Below are 16,012 nucleotides of genomic sequence, written 5' to 3' on the forward strand. Positions count from 1 at the left end.
TATTATAATATGATTAGATGCGCGTTTGCCCAGACTTTCAATTATCATTAATTTAGAACTATTAGGCACGACAATCGCGCGAATTTAATTCTTAATGGTAAGAGCGCACCTTTAAATTCTCTCCTTAGAGGTTTTTTTTAGCATGATAGCTGACCGCTGACCGCTGACCGCACCTCAAGTAGCGTGCGCGTAGCGCATATGCTTACAACAGGACTTACGGAAAACTGGACTATAAACTCACTTATAGTGTAGGCTTCGTTAAGAAATCACCTTACTAATAGAAGTAGAGTTACTGCGTAAGTCCTATTGATGAAAAAAAGCTTTTACCTAGGAGTTAGTATTTTTACCATTATCTGGCTCCTTTCATTTTTTCCAGCATTACTTCCTGAAAATTTACCACCAACTGCTGTGAGAATGCTAGGAGCAACGCTTCTCATGGCAATTTTTTGGATTGCTGAAACTATCCCGATTGCCGCCACCTCCATTATTCCCTTGGGTTTATTTCCCTTTTTAGGAATTCTTTCTGCTGAAGAGGTTGCTTCCGCCTATGCCTCTGACGTAGTCTTGTTATTGATGACAGTTTTTTTTATTGCTAAAGCGGTTGAAAAATATAACCTACATGAGCGGATTGCTTTCCACATTATTAGCATTGTTGGTACCCAACAAACCAGATTAATTTTGGGGTTTATGCTAGCAACAGCAGTATTGTCAATGTGGATATCGAATACAGCTATAACCTTGATGATGCTGCCAATAGCTATCTCTATCATCGAAGAAACGGCTCTTGCCAATCCCAATATTGATGTAGGTAAAACTCTGGGAACTTCCCTAATGCTGGGAATTGCCTACGCAGCTAATATTGGTGGGATTGGAACCCCGATCGGGACACCAATTAACCTGATATTTCTGGCACAATTAAAAGAAAATTTTCCAGACAGTAACCCCATTACATTTTATCAATGGATTATCGTGGGAGTGCCAGCTGTTTTGATATTTATATTGTTAACTTGGATCTATTTAACTAAAATTACAGTCAAGCTTGAGAATAACAGTTTATCCTCAGACTATTTTAAAATTCCAGACAAAGAAGTCCAGAAACTGGGTAAAATGTCTCAGGGAGAAAAATACGTTGCTATTTTATTTGGGTTAACAGCATTGTTGTGGATTTTTCGGGCAGATATCACCATCGGTTCCTTTACATTAACTGGTTGGTCAACCTATCTAGGGGTGGCTAACTTTGTTCATGATTCCAGTGTGGCTGCCCTAATTGCTGTGATCATGTTTATACTTCCTGTGAAAACAGAGACGGGGGATAAAATCAACCTCCTAGACTGGGAAACGGCTGTGAAAATTCCTTGGGGAATATTGCTGCTATTGGGGGGTGGAATTGCAATTTCTAAAGGGTTTGCTGCCTCAGGTTTGTCTCAATTACTAGGGGATAATTTACAAATTGGATTGCAGGGACTTTCAACGGTTTTAATGGTGGTTTGCATCTGTCTATTTATCACATTTTTAACAGAAGTGACCTCGAATACAGCAACCACAGCTGTGATCATACCTATCTTAGCTACTGCTGCACCGATTATAAATGTATCACCTGCTTTGTTGATGTGGCCCGCCACAATTTCTGCTTCCTTCGCGTTTATGCTGCCAGTGGCAACTCCTCCCAATGCAATTGTTTACTCTCAGGAGTATTTCCCAATTTCTACCATGGTTAAGGTAGGATTAGTTTTAAATATCGTTGGGGTGATTCTAGTAAGTTTATTAATGAATTTTGTAGCTATCCCCATGTTGGGATGACTATAAGTTACAAGTGGCAGGTTGAAAGGTTGAAGGTAAAACAAGAAACGGCATCAATGGTAACACGGGATGGAGTACGGCTGGATGCGGATATCTACCGTCCCGATAGTGCTGGTGAGTTTCCGGTGTTGCTAATGCGGCAACCCTATGGAAGAGCGATCGCATCTACGGTAGTCTATGCTCATCCCACTTGGTATGCTGCCCAGGGTTACATTGTAGTGATTCAAGATGTCAGGGGGAGAGGCACTTCAGAGGGTAAGTTTGATTTGTTTGCCCACGAAGTAGAAGATGGCTTTGATAGTGTTAACTGGGCAGCAAGTTTACCCGGTAGCACTGGGGATGTGGGCATGTATGGCTTTTCCTATCAGGGAATGACTCAACTGTACGCTGCTGCCAGCTATCCCAGCGCTCTGAAAACGATCTGTCCAGCGATGATTGGCTATGACTTATACAGCGATTGGGCCTATGAGGGAGGGGCGTTTTGTTTACAAGCTAATCTGGGTTGGGCGATACAATTAGCAACAGAAACCGCACGATTGCGGTCAGATGAGCAAGCCTATCAACTGTTGTATGGAGCATCTCGGAATTTACCCCTGTATGACCCAATTCCGGCTCGCCCTCAAATTCTCCAAGACTTAGCACCAGACTCTTTTTATCACGACTGGTTAGACCATCCTCACCCAGATGAATACTGGGAAAAACTATCTCCCAAGGGAATGATGCAGGATGTAGACATGCCCATGTTACACATTGGAGGATGGTTTGACCCATTTTTGCGAGGGACACTTCATTTATATAAAGATATGGCATCTCATGGCAGTTCGCCCCAGCATCTGATCATTGGACCTTGGGCGCACCTGCCTTGGGGGCGTAAAGTGGGAGCAGTAGATTATGGTCTCCAGGCGAATAGTCCCGTTGATGGCTTGCAAGTGCGTTGGTTTGACCAGTTCCTCAAGGGAATTGATACCAACGTGGTTGAGCAACCGCCTGTTTGTCTATTTGAGATGGGAACTAATCGGTGGCGTTACTTTGATAGTTGGCCTGATGGCAATCAGAAATCTTATTATCTGGTAACTTCCGGTTTAGCCAGTGTCAGGGAAGATTCTGGAAAATTAGTCCCAGAAGAGTCTCAAGAAATGCAACAGCCATCGGAGACAGAGGGAGTATCCCAAAGCCAGCATACCTATGATCTATCCTGTGATTTATTAGTTCATGACCCTTGGCGTCCAGTTCCAGCAATGGGGGGTCATGCAGCCATGCCAGTCGGTTCATGCGATCGCACTGCCATAGATTGTCGCACAGATGTTTTAACCTACACCTGTGAACCCTTAGCAGAAGATTTACATATAGTAGGGGATGTGGTGTTTGAGGTGTTTTGCACCGCTGATACTCCCAGTTTTGATATCTGTGCAGTGTTGTCGGAAGTCCATCCCGATGGCAGGGTTTACAATGTTACTCAAGGATATAGACGGGTCAATCCTGGGGACACTATTAATCCGTTGCGTATTCCATTCCAAGCAACTTTTGTGCGTATTGCTAAAGGGAATCAGTTGCGCTTGAGCTTAAGTGGGGCTTGTTTTCCGGCTTATCCAGTGAATTCCGGCACTAGGGCTTTCCCTAGTGAAAGCCGATTGATCGATGCTCAGATTATTACTTTGAAGGTGAGTTGTGGAGGAGATTATCCAACTCGTATTTTATTACCTATTTTGAACTATCACAGGTCCCCAAAGCAGTAACTAATTGCTGGAAATGATCCAGTGTATGAGTTGCCATAACTGAGATCCGAATCCGACTCGTAGGCACTGTAGGAGGACGAATAGCAGGGGCAAAAATACCAGCTGCTTTCAAGGTTTCCCCAACAGCAAGAGCCTCAGTAGCACTATTTATGGAAATGCAAAGGATAGGTGACTCAGAGGGTAAACAGTTGAGATTAGGCAACTGCTGAGTAATTAACTGTTTGAGAATCTCTACATTATTCCTCAGTTGAGCGCAGCGTTCTGGTTCTTGTTGGACAATTTGGATTGCTGCCAATGCTGCTGCAGTATCTGCTGGAGATAAAGCAGTGGTGTAAATCCAGCTAGGAGAACGATTTCGGAGGAAATCAATTAAAACCGCTGAACCCGCCACATACCCTCCCAAACTCCCCAAAGCTTTACTGAGGGTGCCAACTTGAATAATCGTTTCTCCAGTACAGCCAAAATGTTCCACACACCCAGCCCCTGTAGCGCCCAAAACTCCTGTAGCATGGGCTTCATCCACCAGGAGCATACAATTAAATTGGTTGGCCAACCCTAATAGCTCAGGCAAGGGGCATAAATCACCATCCATGCTAAAGACGCTATCAGTAACAATTAAGCAACGGCGGTACTGTTGTCGATATTCAATCAGTTGACCCTGCAAAGAAGCCATATTGCAGTGCTCATAGTCGATTACCTGGGCACCGCTCAAAATTGCCCCATTTTTCAGGCTGGAGTGGTTGTATTGATCCCCTAGGATTAAATCCCGTTTCCCTACTAACGCCGCAATCGTGCCTATATTTGCCAAATATCCAGAGCTATAGACTATCGCATCTTCAGTTTGTTTGAGAGATGCGATCGCATTTTCCAAATGTCTATGGAGTTCCCGGTGTCCAGTAAGTAATCTCGAACCAGTGCTGCCAGTACCATAGTCCTTAGTAGCAGTAACTGCTGCTGCGATTAAAGGAGGTGAGCCTGTCAGTCCCAGATAGTCATTACTAGCGAAGTTAATCACCTCTCGCCCTTCCAGTTGCACCACAGCACCAGGCATACTTTGTAGAGTTTGTACTGAACGATACCAATTGGCTTTCTCAATCGTTGTCAGGGATAGCTTTAGCCAAGCATAAGGGTCAGTAGACATTAGACATTGTATTGGGGATGAGACTTGGACTTGATGCAAGTTTAATTCTAATCATCTTTTTTCGCCTTCACCCCAACTAACTCTGGATTGCCATCTAAAGAACCGTATAGGATATTTCCCCTCTTGTTGTCTGGTTTATAGAAAAGTAGTCGTTGCTCCAGTCGTTGCAGCTGCCGTTGAGCTGCTTGTGGATTCTTAGAGTAATACTTCTTCAGGTCAATCTTAAAGTGGCGATTAATTTCTGACCATGGGATGTCCCAAAGTTGGTCACCACAAAGTACCTCTAATTCCCATCCTTCAATATCAGTATCCCTGATATCTAGCTCAACTTCCCTAGGTTCAACCTCAATCAGCTTGCACTTCTCCATTTTGTTAGGGGAGCAGCTACTGAGTAATGTTACTCCCACACTGAGCAACAATACGATGATAAACAGTTTTTGATTAAAAAAAGATTGTTGGTAAATTTTCATGTCCGCCACCAAACTGGACTCCTAATAGTATTTACTCATTCATCCCCAGCTAAATTATAGATTTGATCTAGGGATGATTTACCGGAACTTTGAACTATCCATCTCTATCAAAAGACAGTTGACAAAATAATATTTTTTTGCTATCAAATAGTCTTAATTAACCAGGTAGAGTAGCTACGTAAGTCCTGAAAATGAACGATGTTTGAATTCTGGATTCGTCAATTACTCGATTGTAGATCAAACTAGATATAGAAAATAATTACTGGTCAGTAGGAAAAATTAGATAGTTCATTCAATTGAGTGATAATGAGGGTAGCAACGACATTGAAAAAACTAGAGATAGGAAGTAACAACTGACCAATCACCTGACCAATCACAAGGAAAAATTCCTTGAAAATTACTCTTTATGAATCATGAGCAAGATAAAACTACCGTTAACACCGCCAATCTTAGGAATTACATTAGCAATTGTCAGCTTTAGTAGCAATATTGCCTTGCCAGGAATGTCAACAGCAAATCCTAGCAATTCCCGGTTGGACTCAGATCAACGTTCCCCAACAGCAGAAGTAGCTCAAAAGCACCGAGAGCAAGAGCGAATTACTTCAAGAAATCCACAGCCATTAGGCATCAGTCTAGATTGGGTGCCACCAAATGTACCGGAACGAGGTGTACCCGGTAAACGAAAAGCAGCGGCAAGCCGTGGGCAATGTCCAAAAGTCAAAGAACCTTTGACTGCCTTAGTCCCTTCTACGCCCACCATTGCCAGTGATGGTCAAATTCGAACAGAATCAGTTTTCGGCTTAACCGTTGTTTCTCATCCCACCTTCTGGTTTTATGTTCCCTATGCCCTGACACCGGACTTGCCTTTGGAGTTTGTGCTACAAGATGAAAACTATAACGAAATCTACTGGACTAAATTTGTTGCCTCATCGTCCTCACCAAGTGTAGTAGGCATCGAACTTCCATCAACAGTCACCTCCCTTGAGGTTGGTAAACAGTATCGTTGGTACTTTGTGGTTAAATGTGAGCGACTGGGGTCTCCTGTAGTGACAGGCTGGGTAAAACGGATGTCACTCAACCCATCCCTCAAAAATCAGTTAGACCAAGCGACATTAGAACAGAAAGCGATTATCTATGCCAGATCAGGGATCTGGTATGATACCCTTAATGCTCTAGCTAAGCTACGTCAGCAAAATTCTAGCAATGACCTGGTGATCAAGGATTGGGTGAAATTATTGCAGTCTGTTGACTTAGATGCGATCACGCAAGCACCCCTTCTGGAATTTTAAGATCAAGTCGCTCTAATTCCATTACCAGCAAGATAGTGGGTTATTTACCGGTATTGGTCATTGGTCGAGCCTGCTGTGTATTTTAAGGATGCTTGCATCCAAGCCTTATTTCAGTTCCGGATGAGTTGTACTTTCTTCGGAAACACCCATGTGATTAATAGTAGCGAGTAGCTCGTAAAGACGGCTAACATCTCGTCGATTGAAGTGGAAAACCAGACGGGGGAGTTCAGCGGTTTCATCAGGTAGTTCTTCTGGTAAAACCTGAGTTTTCTCAATCCGTCCCTGAACCAAGATATCGCTAAAATCCTGATTTAGCTGTTCAACCTCAGCCTCTGACAACTCAGATTTGAGGCGAAGAACGAATTGATCTCTGACATAGCGGCTAGAGTGATAAATCCGGTAAAACCGATTAATTGTTTGGTAAGCTACATCTAAGTTATCTGTGATGGTATAGAGACTGGAATCTGAGGGCCTGATCAAACCCCGTTGCATGAGGTGCTTTTGAATATAAGCATCCCAATCTTTCCAGTAGGTGCCACCAGGTTTATCAATCAGTACTAAAGGAGTTGGTTCTAATCGTCCTGTCTGACAAAGGGTTAAAGACTCAAAGGCTTCATCCTGAGTACCAAAGCCACCAGGAAATAAGGTAAGCGCATCCGTTTCCTTGATAAAAAATAGCTTGCGAGTGAAAAAATACTTGAACTCAATCAGCTTGGGATCCCCTGCGATAAACGAATTTGCTTCGTTTTCAAACGGTAGTTGAATATTCAGACCAAACGAATGCTTAGAGCCAGCACCTTTGTTTCCTGCCTCCATAATGCCACCACCAGCACCAGTCATTACCATAAATCCCTGCTGGGTTAAATGATGAGCAAATTCAGCTGCCAGCTGATATTCAGGAGTATTTGGAGCAAGGCGTGATGAACCGAAAATGGTAACTTTCCGGACATGACGATAGGGATAAAAAACTTGAAATGCCCGCTCCATATCTTCTAGAGAAGCGGTGATTATTTTCCAGTCCAGACGGTCAATTTCTTCCCCAGTTAGTCGCACTAGCACTGCAAGAGACCGTTTGATCCATTTACGATTTTCCAGATTAGGTAGCTGGTCTATCAGTGTTACTAAATCAGTTGACAGTGAGTTGAAGCCATCCACATAAGGAGAGAGAGTCATATCGTATCCAGTTGACTACTTATCATTAAAGGTTTTTCATCAATTGAAAATTGAAAATTAAAAATTGTCAATAGTCAAGGATCCATTAACAATTAACAATTAACAATTAACGATTTCCCTGAATACGAAGTGATTAAGCGGACTCAATATTATTCCACTGACTTATCACGAACGCCTTTAACAATCCGAGAGAGTTCGCTTTTTTCATCAAGGGGAATACGAGTGGGAGAACCACTGATGATTCGTTCGTAATTGCGGAAGGAATCCTTAATTTCTGGTCCATCCTTACTAATAGTGTACTCTCTGATTCCTGTATCATGCCAAGAGCCTCGCATCTTAAACACATTGATAGCACGGGACATTTCACCACGAATTTCCACATACTGTAACATTATAATTGTGTCAGTAATTGTGGAAATATGGGAATCGGTAATGGAGTCAGAGCCCAGAAATTTATCTGTGGTATTAGTAAAAAAGCCAGTTATTTCTTCTTGCTTCGCATAGCCCGTCACACCAATCACAAACTGCCGAAAGGCATTGTTGCTCACTCCCCGTGCTAAAGCAGAAAGAGAGTCGATGGCAATGCGAGAGGGCTTAAATTCAGCAATTTCTGTTTTAATCCGTTGTAAGTGGTCTTCTAACCCCGCTGATTCTGGATAAGAACACAGGATTTTTAATAAACCCTTTTGTTCCATTTCCTCAAAATTAATGCCCCAAGACGATGCATTACGAGATAGCTGAGCCCGAGATTCTTCGTAAGCAAACAGAATGGCGCGATCACCTTGTATGCAAGCATTTTCGATAAACTTGCTCACTAACAAGGTTTTGCCAGTACCTGTGGCACCCGTTGCCAGGATAATGGAATCCTTGAAGAAACCACCACCACACATAACATCAAGAGTTTTGATTCCGGAAGAGACTCTGGCCATGGAAGACCGTTGAGTCAGTCGCATTGCTCCTAAGGGGAAGATGTTGATCCCTTGATCCGTAATCGTAAAGGGATATTCTCCTTTCATATGGGTGGTACCCCGCAGCTTTAGAATTTCTATAGTACGGCGTCGGCGTTCCCCTTCCAGGACATTACGGACAATGACCACATTATCCGAGACAAACTCTTCCACCCCGAATCTAGCTACTGGTCCATACTCTTCAACTCGCTCTGTGGTCATAATGGTGGTTACGCCAATGCTTTTCAGGCGTGCTACTAGGCGAAAAATTTCTCGGCGTACCACCGAAGCAGCATCGTACTGCTGAAATATGGCAGTGATTGAGTCAATGGAAACTCGCTTGGCTTTGTATTTATGAATGGCGTACTGAATACGCTCGATCAGAGCAGACAGGTCGAAGTTGCCGACAATGTCCTGTCCTTCTGGATCCGGGGAAGCATCCAGAATAAATAGCTTGCCTTCATTAACTAGTTTGTTTAGCTCCCAACCAAAGCTCGATGCATTTTTGCTGATATCTGTGGGTGATTCTTCAAATGTAACAAACACACCAGCTTCATCAAAATTGCTAATGCCGTTGTAGAGAAATTGAACAGCTAATAGAGTTTTTCCAGTGCCAGACGTTCCACTGACCAGGGTGGTTCTACCAGATGGTAAACCCCCATGAGAGATCTCATCGAAGCCTTCGATCATTGTCCGTATTTTCTGGACACCGACCGTTGTTACTGAGTTTTGATATTGTTCATTTTGATTCAATTGATTCATATTGGTCGTAAGTAAATGTTCTTAATCAAAAAAAAAAGTTTAATGGTGTTACTGACTTGCTAAATCTTCACGCTTTAATCTAAAATGGTATAATCTATTTAGAAATCCAAATCTCCTTCACGGAGTTCTTCATAAAGCAAATCTAAGCCGATCAAGACTTTTTCTCGATCTGAGAGGTCCCCAATGATTTTTCGCACAGGAGGCGGTAAAACTTTTGCCAAGGTTGGTGTTGCCAAAATTTTATCTTCCTCAGCTAGTTGGGGGCTCTTAAGAACATCAATTACTTTGAGAGCGTAAACCCCTTGGAATTCCTGTTCGAGAATAGTTTTCAGTGTTCTCAAAGCCCTGACGGAGTTGGGGGTGTTCCCAGCTACATAAAGCTTGAGAACATAGGTTTTTTTATAGGAACTCATAGGCTCGTAAGTTTAGGAGAAGATGGGTTAAAGGTCAATACAAGGGATCAAGGAACTCAAGGAAACGGTTTTTTAGGAGAGCCTCCCATCAAGCTTACTACTCAATGTTGATCCGATTATGCTGATCTTACAGTTCTCTGGGGATGGAGCGGCGATACATTTCACCTAAATGAGCAATCACGTCGATTAACGTCAGGCGATAATCAAGCAGTATATCCTCTCTACGCCCTTCCAGCTGCAACTGTTTGGAAAATTCATCCATCAGTTCCATATGAATTTCTACAATCTTAGATATAGAAATATCCGCAAAAAACACTTGTTCTACAAAATGATCGATGTCTTGGTTTAGGGTATCTCCTGGTGCAAAGTACTGTAGAACAATTTGACGATACTCTGATTTTAAGTGTTCTAACAGCTCATCCCTGTCGTTAAGAGATAGATTACGGAAAAAAAGCTGAGGATTTCTCTTGTAGTACACACCAAGGTATCCAAGTCTTTCCCTGAGCTTTTCAGCTAACCGGTGCTGCTGCTTACTCAAGAAACTGTAATTAGCTACTGCGAGGGTAGGATAAAGCGGGTCATCTGACCTGGGTAAGTTACAGGCGGGAGCCAGAGATAAAAATCCGGTGATCGCCTGTTGGATGAAATTGCCAATCTCAGGTAATTGGTCAATAGTAAGTTCCACTTCTGCCGGATGGAACAAATGAGCCCTGGATCTGGTGGTGAATTTATGGGTCGTCTGGTTATAAGCCAGCTGTTGATTGCTGTCAACCCTAGAGGGAATTTGTGGGGAGTCCGACCGCAAAAATACTGCAGGTAAGGTGGTTCCTTGCAAGTACAAGTAGTTTATCACCTTGGGAAGTGTGTCGGTATCCTGCAATACCAAACAATCAATATCCTGTTTATGTTGCTCAACCACCTCGAAAAATTCAGATTCTGAACTAGTAGAGTGTATAATATGATGCTCGCTACCCAAAACCTGACAAAGGGATTGAGCTAGGGAATCAGAACTGATCAGGGTACATATGGTTAGTTGGGAAAGCAACACAACAGGTCTGGAATAACAAACTGGTTACTCTTACTATATAAGAGTACTTAAACCAGTAATATTTTAACATTTTTTTTAACAATCAGCTTAATATAAATTAAATTAAATTGAAACAGTCTGATAATTGTAATTAATTTTGATTTCGCGCCTCACTATATACCCAGTGTTGAGCAGTATATTGAAAAGTACTTGCTCTTCAAGCATTAGGGGATAGCCCTAGCCCTGTTGGGCTTGAGTTAATTCCTTTGTTGCTACTTTAGGAGGATGTATTGCTACTGTAGCGCTCAACCGCTGTTGAAGCTAGATTGGTTATGCCCATGCCTACTCCCAGTATCCAAAAATTTGCCCAGCTAGTTCCTGTTTGTCAAAGTACCTCTGAGTTGGCTACTCTGCTAGATATTTTTAATGGTTCAAGGCATGACTCGATTGTGGTAGTCAGCGAACAGCAATATCCTGTAGGAGTAGTGAACCTAAGGCAGATCATGCCTCACCTGCTTTCCTTAGCTAAGGTAGGTAGCTCAGGAACAACAATGACAACTGGTTTTCTTCACAAACCACTATCTTGGGTAGAGCCAAACATCATTGAACCCATAACCATCCTACCAGCTAAGCTGAGTCTAAACCAATTCTGGTACTACCTACAAGACAATGGAAGTAGGGAGGGGGGGTTAGGGGAGTTGAGCAGCAACTGGGATAGAGAATTTAACCAATTCCCCATCCGAGATCAGGAACAGTGGGCATTAGTAGATGGAGACCAGAAATTTATCGGACTCCTGAACAGTTGGCTGCTGTTAAAATCATTAGCATCCACATTCACCCAACAACGTTCTGAATCGATAGTAAAGCGTACTCAACCCAAGGGACTGAACCCTAACCCGCTCAGGACTCACCACCCAGACTATGGATTAACAGCCAAGAGTTCTTGGGTCAATTCCCGAGGATTATCATCTCGAATCAACTCAGGACTGAAAACTCAGGACGAAGCCGTAACTAAAACTGCCCAGTTCAAGGGCATTAACCCATTAGTCCAACTGTTAGAACAACTGCCATTACCCCTAAGCATACAAACCTCGACGGGAAAAGTTTTAGCCGAGAATCTGACCTGGCGTGAGCAGATTGAGAAATCATCCGAGGGGAATCTGGCAAATGCTAGCACCACAGAAACTAAAAATACTACCTCTGCCCAGAAAAACCCTGGAGCTAGGGAAAAGATACCCTACCGTTCTTCTTACAATCGTTTGCTATCCAATGATGTACCGAGGGAAGTCAGTCAGGAAGGTTTGAACCAATCGATGGAACAGTCAATGGACTCAGACTTCCAGTGGCGTCAGCCTGATACCCATAATTCCTCAACCTTTCATAACGAATCTGCTCCGACCTCTCCAGGACAATGGCCATTATCTGTGGGCAATGTTTGTGACCAGGCAGACAAAACTTATGAACAAGCTGCTGTTGGGCAATACTGTGCTCTTGATACTCCCTATCAAGCAGCAACCACTATTCACGAGCGGGTGCTACTGTTTTCACAAGCAGTGAAGAAAACCGGGGGAAACCATACCCAGTGCCGGGAAACCGCTACAGCAACTGATGACTTAACTCTTTCAAACAGCCAGGAGCAGGTATTCTCGTTTGTCAAAATTCCTCTGTCACCTTCTGTCGCTGCCCTTTGGGAGGGAGGACTAGAAACTGGCAGTTGTGAGCCTAAGGTCGCTTTTGACTATTCGAGATCTCCAATCTCTAGGTCAGAGTCACCCAACTCAAAATTATACCTAGTCTTGGCTCAAGATACCACAGAGCAACGACTTTTTGCCCAAGAACTGGCAGCAAAAAATGCTGATTTAGTGCAACTCAACCGACTCAAAGATGAGTTTTTAGCTTGTATTAGCCATGAACTGAAAACACCAATAACTGCGATTTTGGGTTTGTCAACTTTGTTGAAAGACCAAGCCCTAGGGGAACTCAATCAACGTCAATCCCGTTATTCGCAGTTAATTTATCAGAGTGGCCGTAAGCTAATGACCGTGGTCAACGATATTCTCGATTTGACCCGTATGGAGACTGGTCAACTGAAACTTACCCTCGAACCGGTGCTAATTCGGACTGTATGCGATCGCGCTTATGACCAGGCTCGCTCTGAGATAGACTCAAAACACTCGGAGGAGAACAATCGAGATTATCCCACAAAATTAACCTTAGAGATTGAACCGGGTTTAGAGATGCTGATTGCTGACGAGTTGCGTTTACGGCAAATGTTGGCTCATCTGTTTTCTAATGCTCTTAAGTTTACTGATGGCAATGGTGAAATTGGTCTGAAGGTCAATTGGTGGCAAGGTTGGATTGCTTTCACGGTCTGGGACACTGGCATTGGTATTCCTGCCGATAAACAACACTTGATCTTTCAGAAATTCCAACAGTTGGAAAAGCCTCTGACTCGTAGCTTTGAGGGGACTGGTCTGGGATTAGTTTTAACACAACATCTAGCTCACTTGCATGGTGGAGATGTCTCGTTTATTTCCAAGGCAGGGGTCGGTAGTCAGTTTACCCTACTCTTCCCCCCCTGTCCTCCCCACGCTTCATCTGATCAATTGGACAATTGGGATGAGCAACTATCAGAGATTGCACCAACGGCAACGTCTCACCCCCCATCTTCGACGGCCAACCGTTTAGTGTTAATTGTGGAAGCTGTACCTCTTTACCTGGAAGGATTGACGGAACAGCTTAAGAGTTTAGGCTATTGGGTAGTGGTTGCCCGCTCTGGTACGGAAGCCATCGAAAAAGCCCGCCGTTTACAACCCTATGCGATCTTACTCAATCCCCTACTACCAAAACTTTCTGGTTGGGATGTCCTAACACTGCTAAAGTCGGATGCCCAAACTAATCACATCCCGGTTTTGGTCACAGCCACCCAGGCTGAAAAACAGCAGGCAACCCACAACAAAGCTGATGGTTTCTTAAGTTTGCCGGTACAAGAGGAAGCATTACGAGAAAACCTTTCTCGCCTGGCTAAAGACGAGAGTAATACCAGTAGTGTGCTAACGATTCTCTATCTCAATCCTGGTGATGGGCGAAAAGGCTATTATGTAGATTCCTACCAGAACTCTGACTCGTCTACACTGACTGATGAGTTAACTTCACTATTGAGTCTAGAACACTTAGACCTGAATTATCGGGTACTCGAAGCCGATGATTTCGATCAAGCTGAGTTATTGAGTCGGGTTTGGAATCCAGATGTGATTGTATTAAATGGTGCTCGACTGATCAACCCTTTAATATACTTGAATCAGTTTTCATCATATCCAAGCTTGAGTACTTTACCACTAGTAACGCTGGATCACCAAACTACAGAAGCAGCTAATCAAGTAACTGGTCTTTCGGTCTATCCCTGTTTAGCACCAAATAATCAACAAAAGATGGCTGCCATACTGCAAGTCATTCAAGTGGCAGCTGGAATCAGTTGCAAGCCTACCATTTTAGTGATGGACACGGGGGAACAGAGAACAAAGTTTAGGGGTAATCCGTTACAGGTTAACAGGTTGAACGTTGAATCGTCTCACTTATCCTACGGATTTTCTCTGGGAGGAAAATCATCAACATCTTGGCTACAGGCACTGATTCAATACTTACAAACTGCTGGTTATTCCAGCTTACTCGCCTGTTCTTGGGCAGAAGTATACCGTCAAATTCAGGGAAAAAGTGTGGACTTGCTGCTGATTCGATTAACAGATCTCACTAATCCTTTAGAACATTCCCAAGGATTGATAACTCTTGCTCAATTACCAGAGCGACCACCAATTCTGGTTTTGGATCATCGATTAGACCCTAAGCCGCATGATCCAGTAATCAAGAGTAGTAACAGTAGTAACTCCAATTCTCAGTTGGAGTTGCTGCTTAAGAAAATTGCTACTCAGATTGTACACTGGCATTCTCAGTCAATGACCCAGTTATTAAAGCAGATTAAGCAGGTCATGAACCCAACCCGTTAAAGGAGTGGGATTCAAGTAGGTCATATTATCCGACACCGTGATTATCCATCCAGTATTGGAGACACTTGTTGCGAACCACTGCAAAAAACGCGATTATGGCGTGAGCCTTCTTTCCAAATTCAAGCTAATATGGATAAGACAGCTCCTATCCACCCAAAGTTATTTTTATTTTTATCATGTTTCCCTTAGCATTTATACTTAATCATAGTTAATAAGTAGTCGGACAAAAGTAAAATTAACTGTTGAAATAGGGAGCAGGGAGCAGGGACTTCGGAGCAGGGAGCAGAGGTGCTTTTGGCAACTTTACACAAATTAATACAGCGATGCAGCGCTGCCTCCCCAAGACCGCGCTGCATCGCTGCTCCCTGCTCCCTAAAAACTTAGGTGCGCTTTCCGTAGGCGAATTAAATTTGCCACGGGTCGCACCTCAGAAATTTGTACCTCACAAGTCGTAGAATTGCTATATAAAGTATTTACTTTAATTGAAATAGTTTCAAATAGTAAGTAAGAGTAAGTAAGTTTTTAAAGGAGGTAGACCATGAAACGTCTTGTGGTGTGTTGTGATGGAACATGGCAAGAGTTATCAAGTACTTACCCAAGCAATGTGGTTAAGATTTCTCAGGCAGTTAAACCATTGGGTAGTGACGGAGTTCTACAAATCGTATTCTACGATGAGGGAATTGGCACAGAAGACTCTCTGAAGAGCAAGCTTTTCGGCGGGGCTTTTGGAAGAGGGATTGATACCAATATCCAGGATGCTTATCGTTTTCTTTGCTTGAACTACGCCCCTGGTGACGAAATCTACCTATTCGGTTTCAGTCGTGGGGCTTACACCGTGCGCAGTCTCGCTGGAATGATTTATAACTCAGGCTTGCTATCCCGCTCCAAGATCCCTAAAGCTCCGGAAGCCTACGAACTGTACCGCTCTCGGGCTACCAATCCCGATGATAAAGAAATGGTGGAATTCCGCCAAAAATACGGAGAACGTGTTCCCATTACCTTACTTGGCTGCTGGGACACGGTCGGTTCTCTTGGTATCCCTAATTTATCTCCTTTGTTGTGGTTTGACAAAAGGATCAACAAGAGGTATAGATTCCACGATACCTCTTTGAGTCCGATTATTGAGCATGGGTTGCACGCTGTATCCATTGATGAGCAGCGGAAAGTGTTTGACGTGACTCCAATGGACAAAAGCCACCTTTCCCCAACCCAGATTGTTCGTGAAGTATGGTTCCCAGGGGTTCACGGCA

At 43.4% G+C, this 16,012-nt stretch carries 12 protein-coding genes; 5 read left to right on the forward strand and 7 right to left on the reverse strand.

The annotated features are described in order from the left end of the window. The first annotated feature begins 309 nt into the window (after window positions 1-309). A complete protein-coding gene (locus tag F6K52_RS18030) occupies window positions 310-1,800 on the forward strand; it encodes an SLC13 family permease (protein WP_293080293.1) in 1,491 nt (496 codons plus the stop codon). Continuing rightward, window positions 1,797-3,536: a CocE/NonD family hydrolase gene (locus F6K52_RS18035; RefSeq protein ID WP_293080297.1), complete on the forward strand. Its 1,740-nt coding sequence runs from the start codon at window positions 1,797-1,799 to the stop codon at window positions 3,534-3,536. Before F6K52_RS18030 ends, F6K52_RS18035 begins: the two co-directional genes overlap by 4 nt. Here F6K52_RS18035 and bioF read toward each other — a convergent pair. Together bioF and F6K52_RS18045 are read right to left on the reverse strand one after the other, a co-directional pair. Next, window positions 3,502-4,677, reverse strand: a complete 1,176-nt coding sequence (gene bioF / locus F6K52_RS18040; protein WP_293080300.1) for an 8-amino-7-oxononanoate synthase — start codon at window positions 4,675-4,677, stop codon at window positions 3,502-3,504. The two genes, F6K52_RS18035 and bioF, sit on opposite strands and share 35 nt — an antisense overlap. Window positions 4,678-4,724: 47 nt before the next feature. Next, the gene (locus F6K52_RS18045) at window positions 4,725-5,156 is read right to left on the reverse strand and encodes a hypothetical protein (RefSeq protein WP_293080303.1); all 432 of its coding nucleotides are present in this window, start codon (window positions 5,154-5,156) and stop codon (window positions 4,725-4,727) included. 404 nt (window positions 5,157-5,560) lie between these two features. On the opposite strand from F6K52_RS18045, the gene F6K52_RS18050 reads away from it, so the two are divergent. Further along, window positions 5,561-6,436 carry a DUF928 domain-containing protein gene (locus F6K52_RS18050; RefSeq protein WP_293080306.1) on the forward strand — a complete coding sequence of 292 codons (876 nt, stop codon included), beginning with the start codon at window positions 5,561-5,563 and terminating at the stop codon, window positions 6,434-6,436. 105 nt (window positions 6,437-6,541) lie between these two features. On the opposite strand, the gene F6K52_RS18055 is transcribed toward F6K52_RS18050, so the two are convergent. The 4 genes from F6K52_RS18055 to F6K52_RS18070 all read right to left on the reverse strand — a co-directional run bounded on the left by F6K52_RS18055 (window position 6,542) and on the right by F6K52_RS18070 (window position 10,779). Further along, on the reverse strand, window positions 6,542-7,609 hold the full coding sequence (locus F6K52_RS18055) for an LOG family protein (RefSeq protein WP_293080308.1): 1,068 nt from the start codon (window positions 7,607-7,609) through the stop codon (window positions 6,542-6,544). 149 nt (window positions 7,610-7,758) lie between these two features. After that, window positions 7,759-9,318, reverse strand: a complete 1,560-nt coding sequence (kaiC, locus tag F6K52_RS18060; protein WP_293080310.1) for a circadian clock protein KaiC — start codon at window positions 9,316-9,318, stop codon at window positions 7,759-7,761. A 98-nt stretch (window positions 9,319-9,416) separates the two neighbouring features. Further along, window positions 9,417-9,731 carry a circadian clock protein KaiB gene (kaiB, locus tag F6K52_RS18065; protein WP_008182352.1) on the reverse strand — a complete coding sequence of 105 codons (315 nt, stop codon included), beginning with the start codon at window positions 9,729-9,731 and terminating at the stop codon, window positions 9,417-9,419. A 127-nt stretch (window positions 9,732-9,858) separates the two neighbouring features. Next, the gene (locus F6K52_RS18070; RefSeq protein ID WP_293080313.1) at window positions 9,859-10,779 is read right to left on the reverse strand and encodes a circadian clock protein KaiA; all 921 of its coding nucleotides are present in this window, start codon (window positions 10,777-10,779) and stop codon (window positions 9,859-9,861) included. A gap of 317 nt (window positions 10,780-11,096) precedes the next feature. On the opposite strand from F6K52_RS18070, the gene F6K52_RS18075 reads away from it, so the two are divergent. Then, window positions 11,097-14,762, forward strand: coding sequence for a hybrid sensor histidine kinase/response regulator (locus tag F6K52_RS18075; protein WP_293080315.1), 3,666 nt, complete (start codon window positions 11,097-11,099; stop codon window positions 14,760-14,762). A 185-nt stretch (window positions 14,763-14,947) separates the two neighbouring features. Here the strand turns inward: F6K52_RS18075 and F6K52_RS18080 are convergent, their stop codons facing one another. Further along, window positions 14,948-15,118 (reverse strand): hypothetical protein, encoded by a 171-nt coding sequence (locus tag F6K52_RS18080; RefSeq protein WP_293080318.1) that lies wholly within the window; start codon window positions 15,116-15,118, stop codon window positions 14,948-14,950. Window positions 15,119-15,300: 182 nt separating this feature from the next. Between F6K52_RS18080 and F6K52_RS18085 the strand changes: the two genes are divergently transcribed. Beyond that, window positions 15,301-16,012: DUF2235 domain-containing protein (locus tag F6K52_RS18085; RefSeq protein ID WP_293080321.1), on the forward strand; the 712-nt coding region annotated here is incomplete at its 3' end.

Origin of the sequence: Moorena sp. SIO3H5 (genome assembly GCF_010692395.1) — a bacterium.
Classification (GTDB): domain Bacteria; phylum Cyanobacteriota; class Cyanobacteriia; order Cyanobacteriales; family Coleofasciculaceae; genus Moorena.

What these genes read in the sequence shown, in the direction of transcription:
- F6K52_RS18030 (WP_293080293.1), top strand. Translation starts at nt 310, where the DNA reads ATGAAAAAAAGCTTTTACCTAGGAGTTAGTATTTTTACCATTATCTGG.
- F6K52_RS18035 (WP_293080297.1), top strand. Translation starts at nt 1,797, where the DNA reads ATGACTATAAGTTACAAGTGGCAGGTTGAAAGGTTGAAGGTAAAACAA.
- bioF (WP_293080300.1), bottom strand. Translation starts at nt 4,677, where the DNA reads ATGTCTACTGACCCTTATGCTTGGCTAAAGCTATCCCTGACAACGATT.
- F6K52_RS18050 (WP_293080306.1), top strand. Translation starts at nt 5,561, where the DNA reads ATGAGCAAGATAAAACTACCGTTAACACCGCCAATCTTAGGAATTACA.
- F6K52_RS18055 (WP_293080308.1), bottom strand. Translation starts at nt 7,609, where the DNA reads ATGACTCTCTCTCCTTATGTGGATGGCTTCAACTCACTGTCAACTGAT.
- kaiC (WP_293080310.1), bottom strand. Translation starts at nt 9,318, where the DNA reads ATGAATCAATTGAATCAAAATGAACAATATCAAAACTCAGTAACAACG.
- kaiB (WP_008182352.1), bottom strand. Translation starts at nt 9,731, where the DNA reads ATGAGTTCCTATAAAAAAACCTATGTTCTCAAGCTTTATGTAGCTGGG.
- F6K52_RS18075 (WP_293080315.1), top strand. Translation starts at nt 11,097, where the DNA reads ATGCCTACTCCCAGTATCCAAAAATTTGCCCAGCTAGTTCCTGTTTGT.
- F6K52_RS18080 (WP_293080318.1), bottom strand. Translation starts at nt 15,118, where the DNA reads ATGCAGCGCGGTCTTGGGGAGGCAGCGCTGCATCGCTGTATTAATTTG.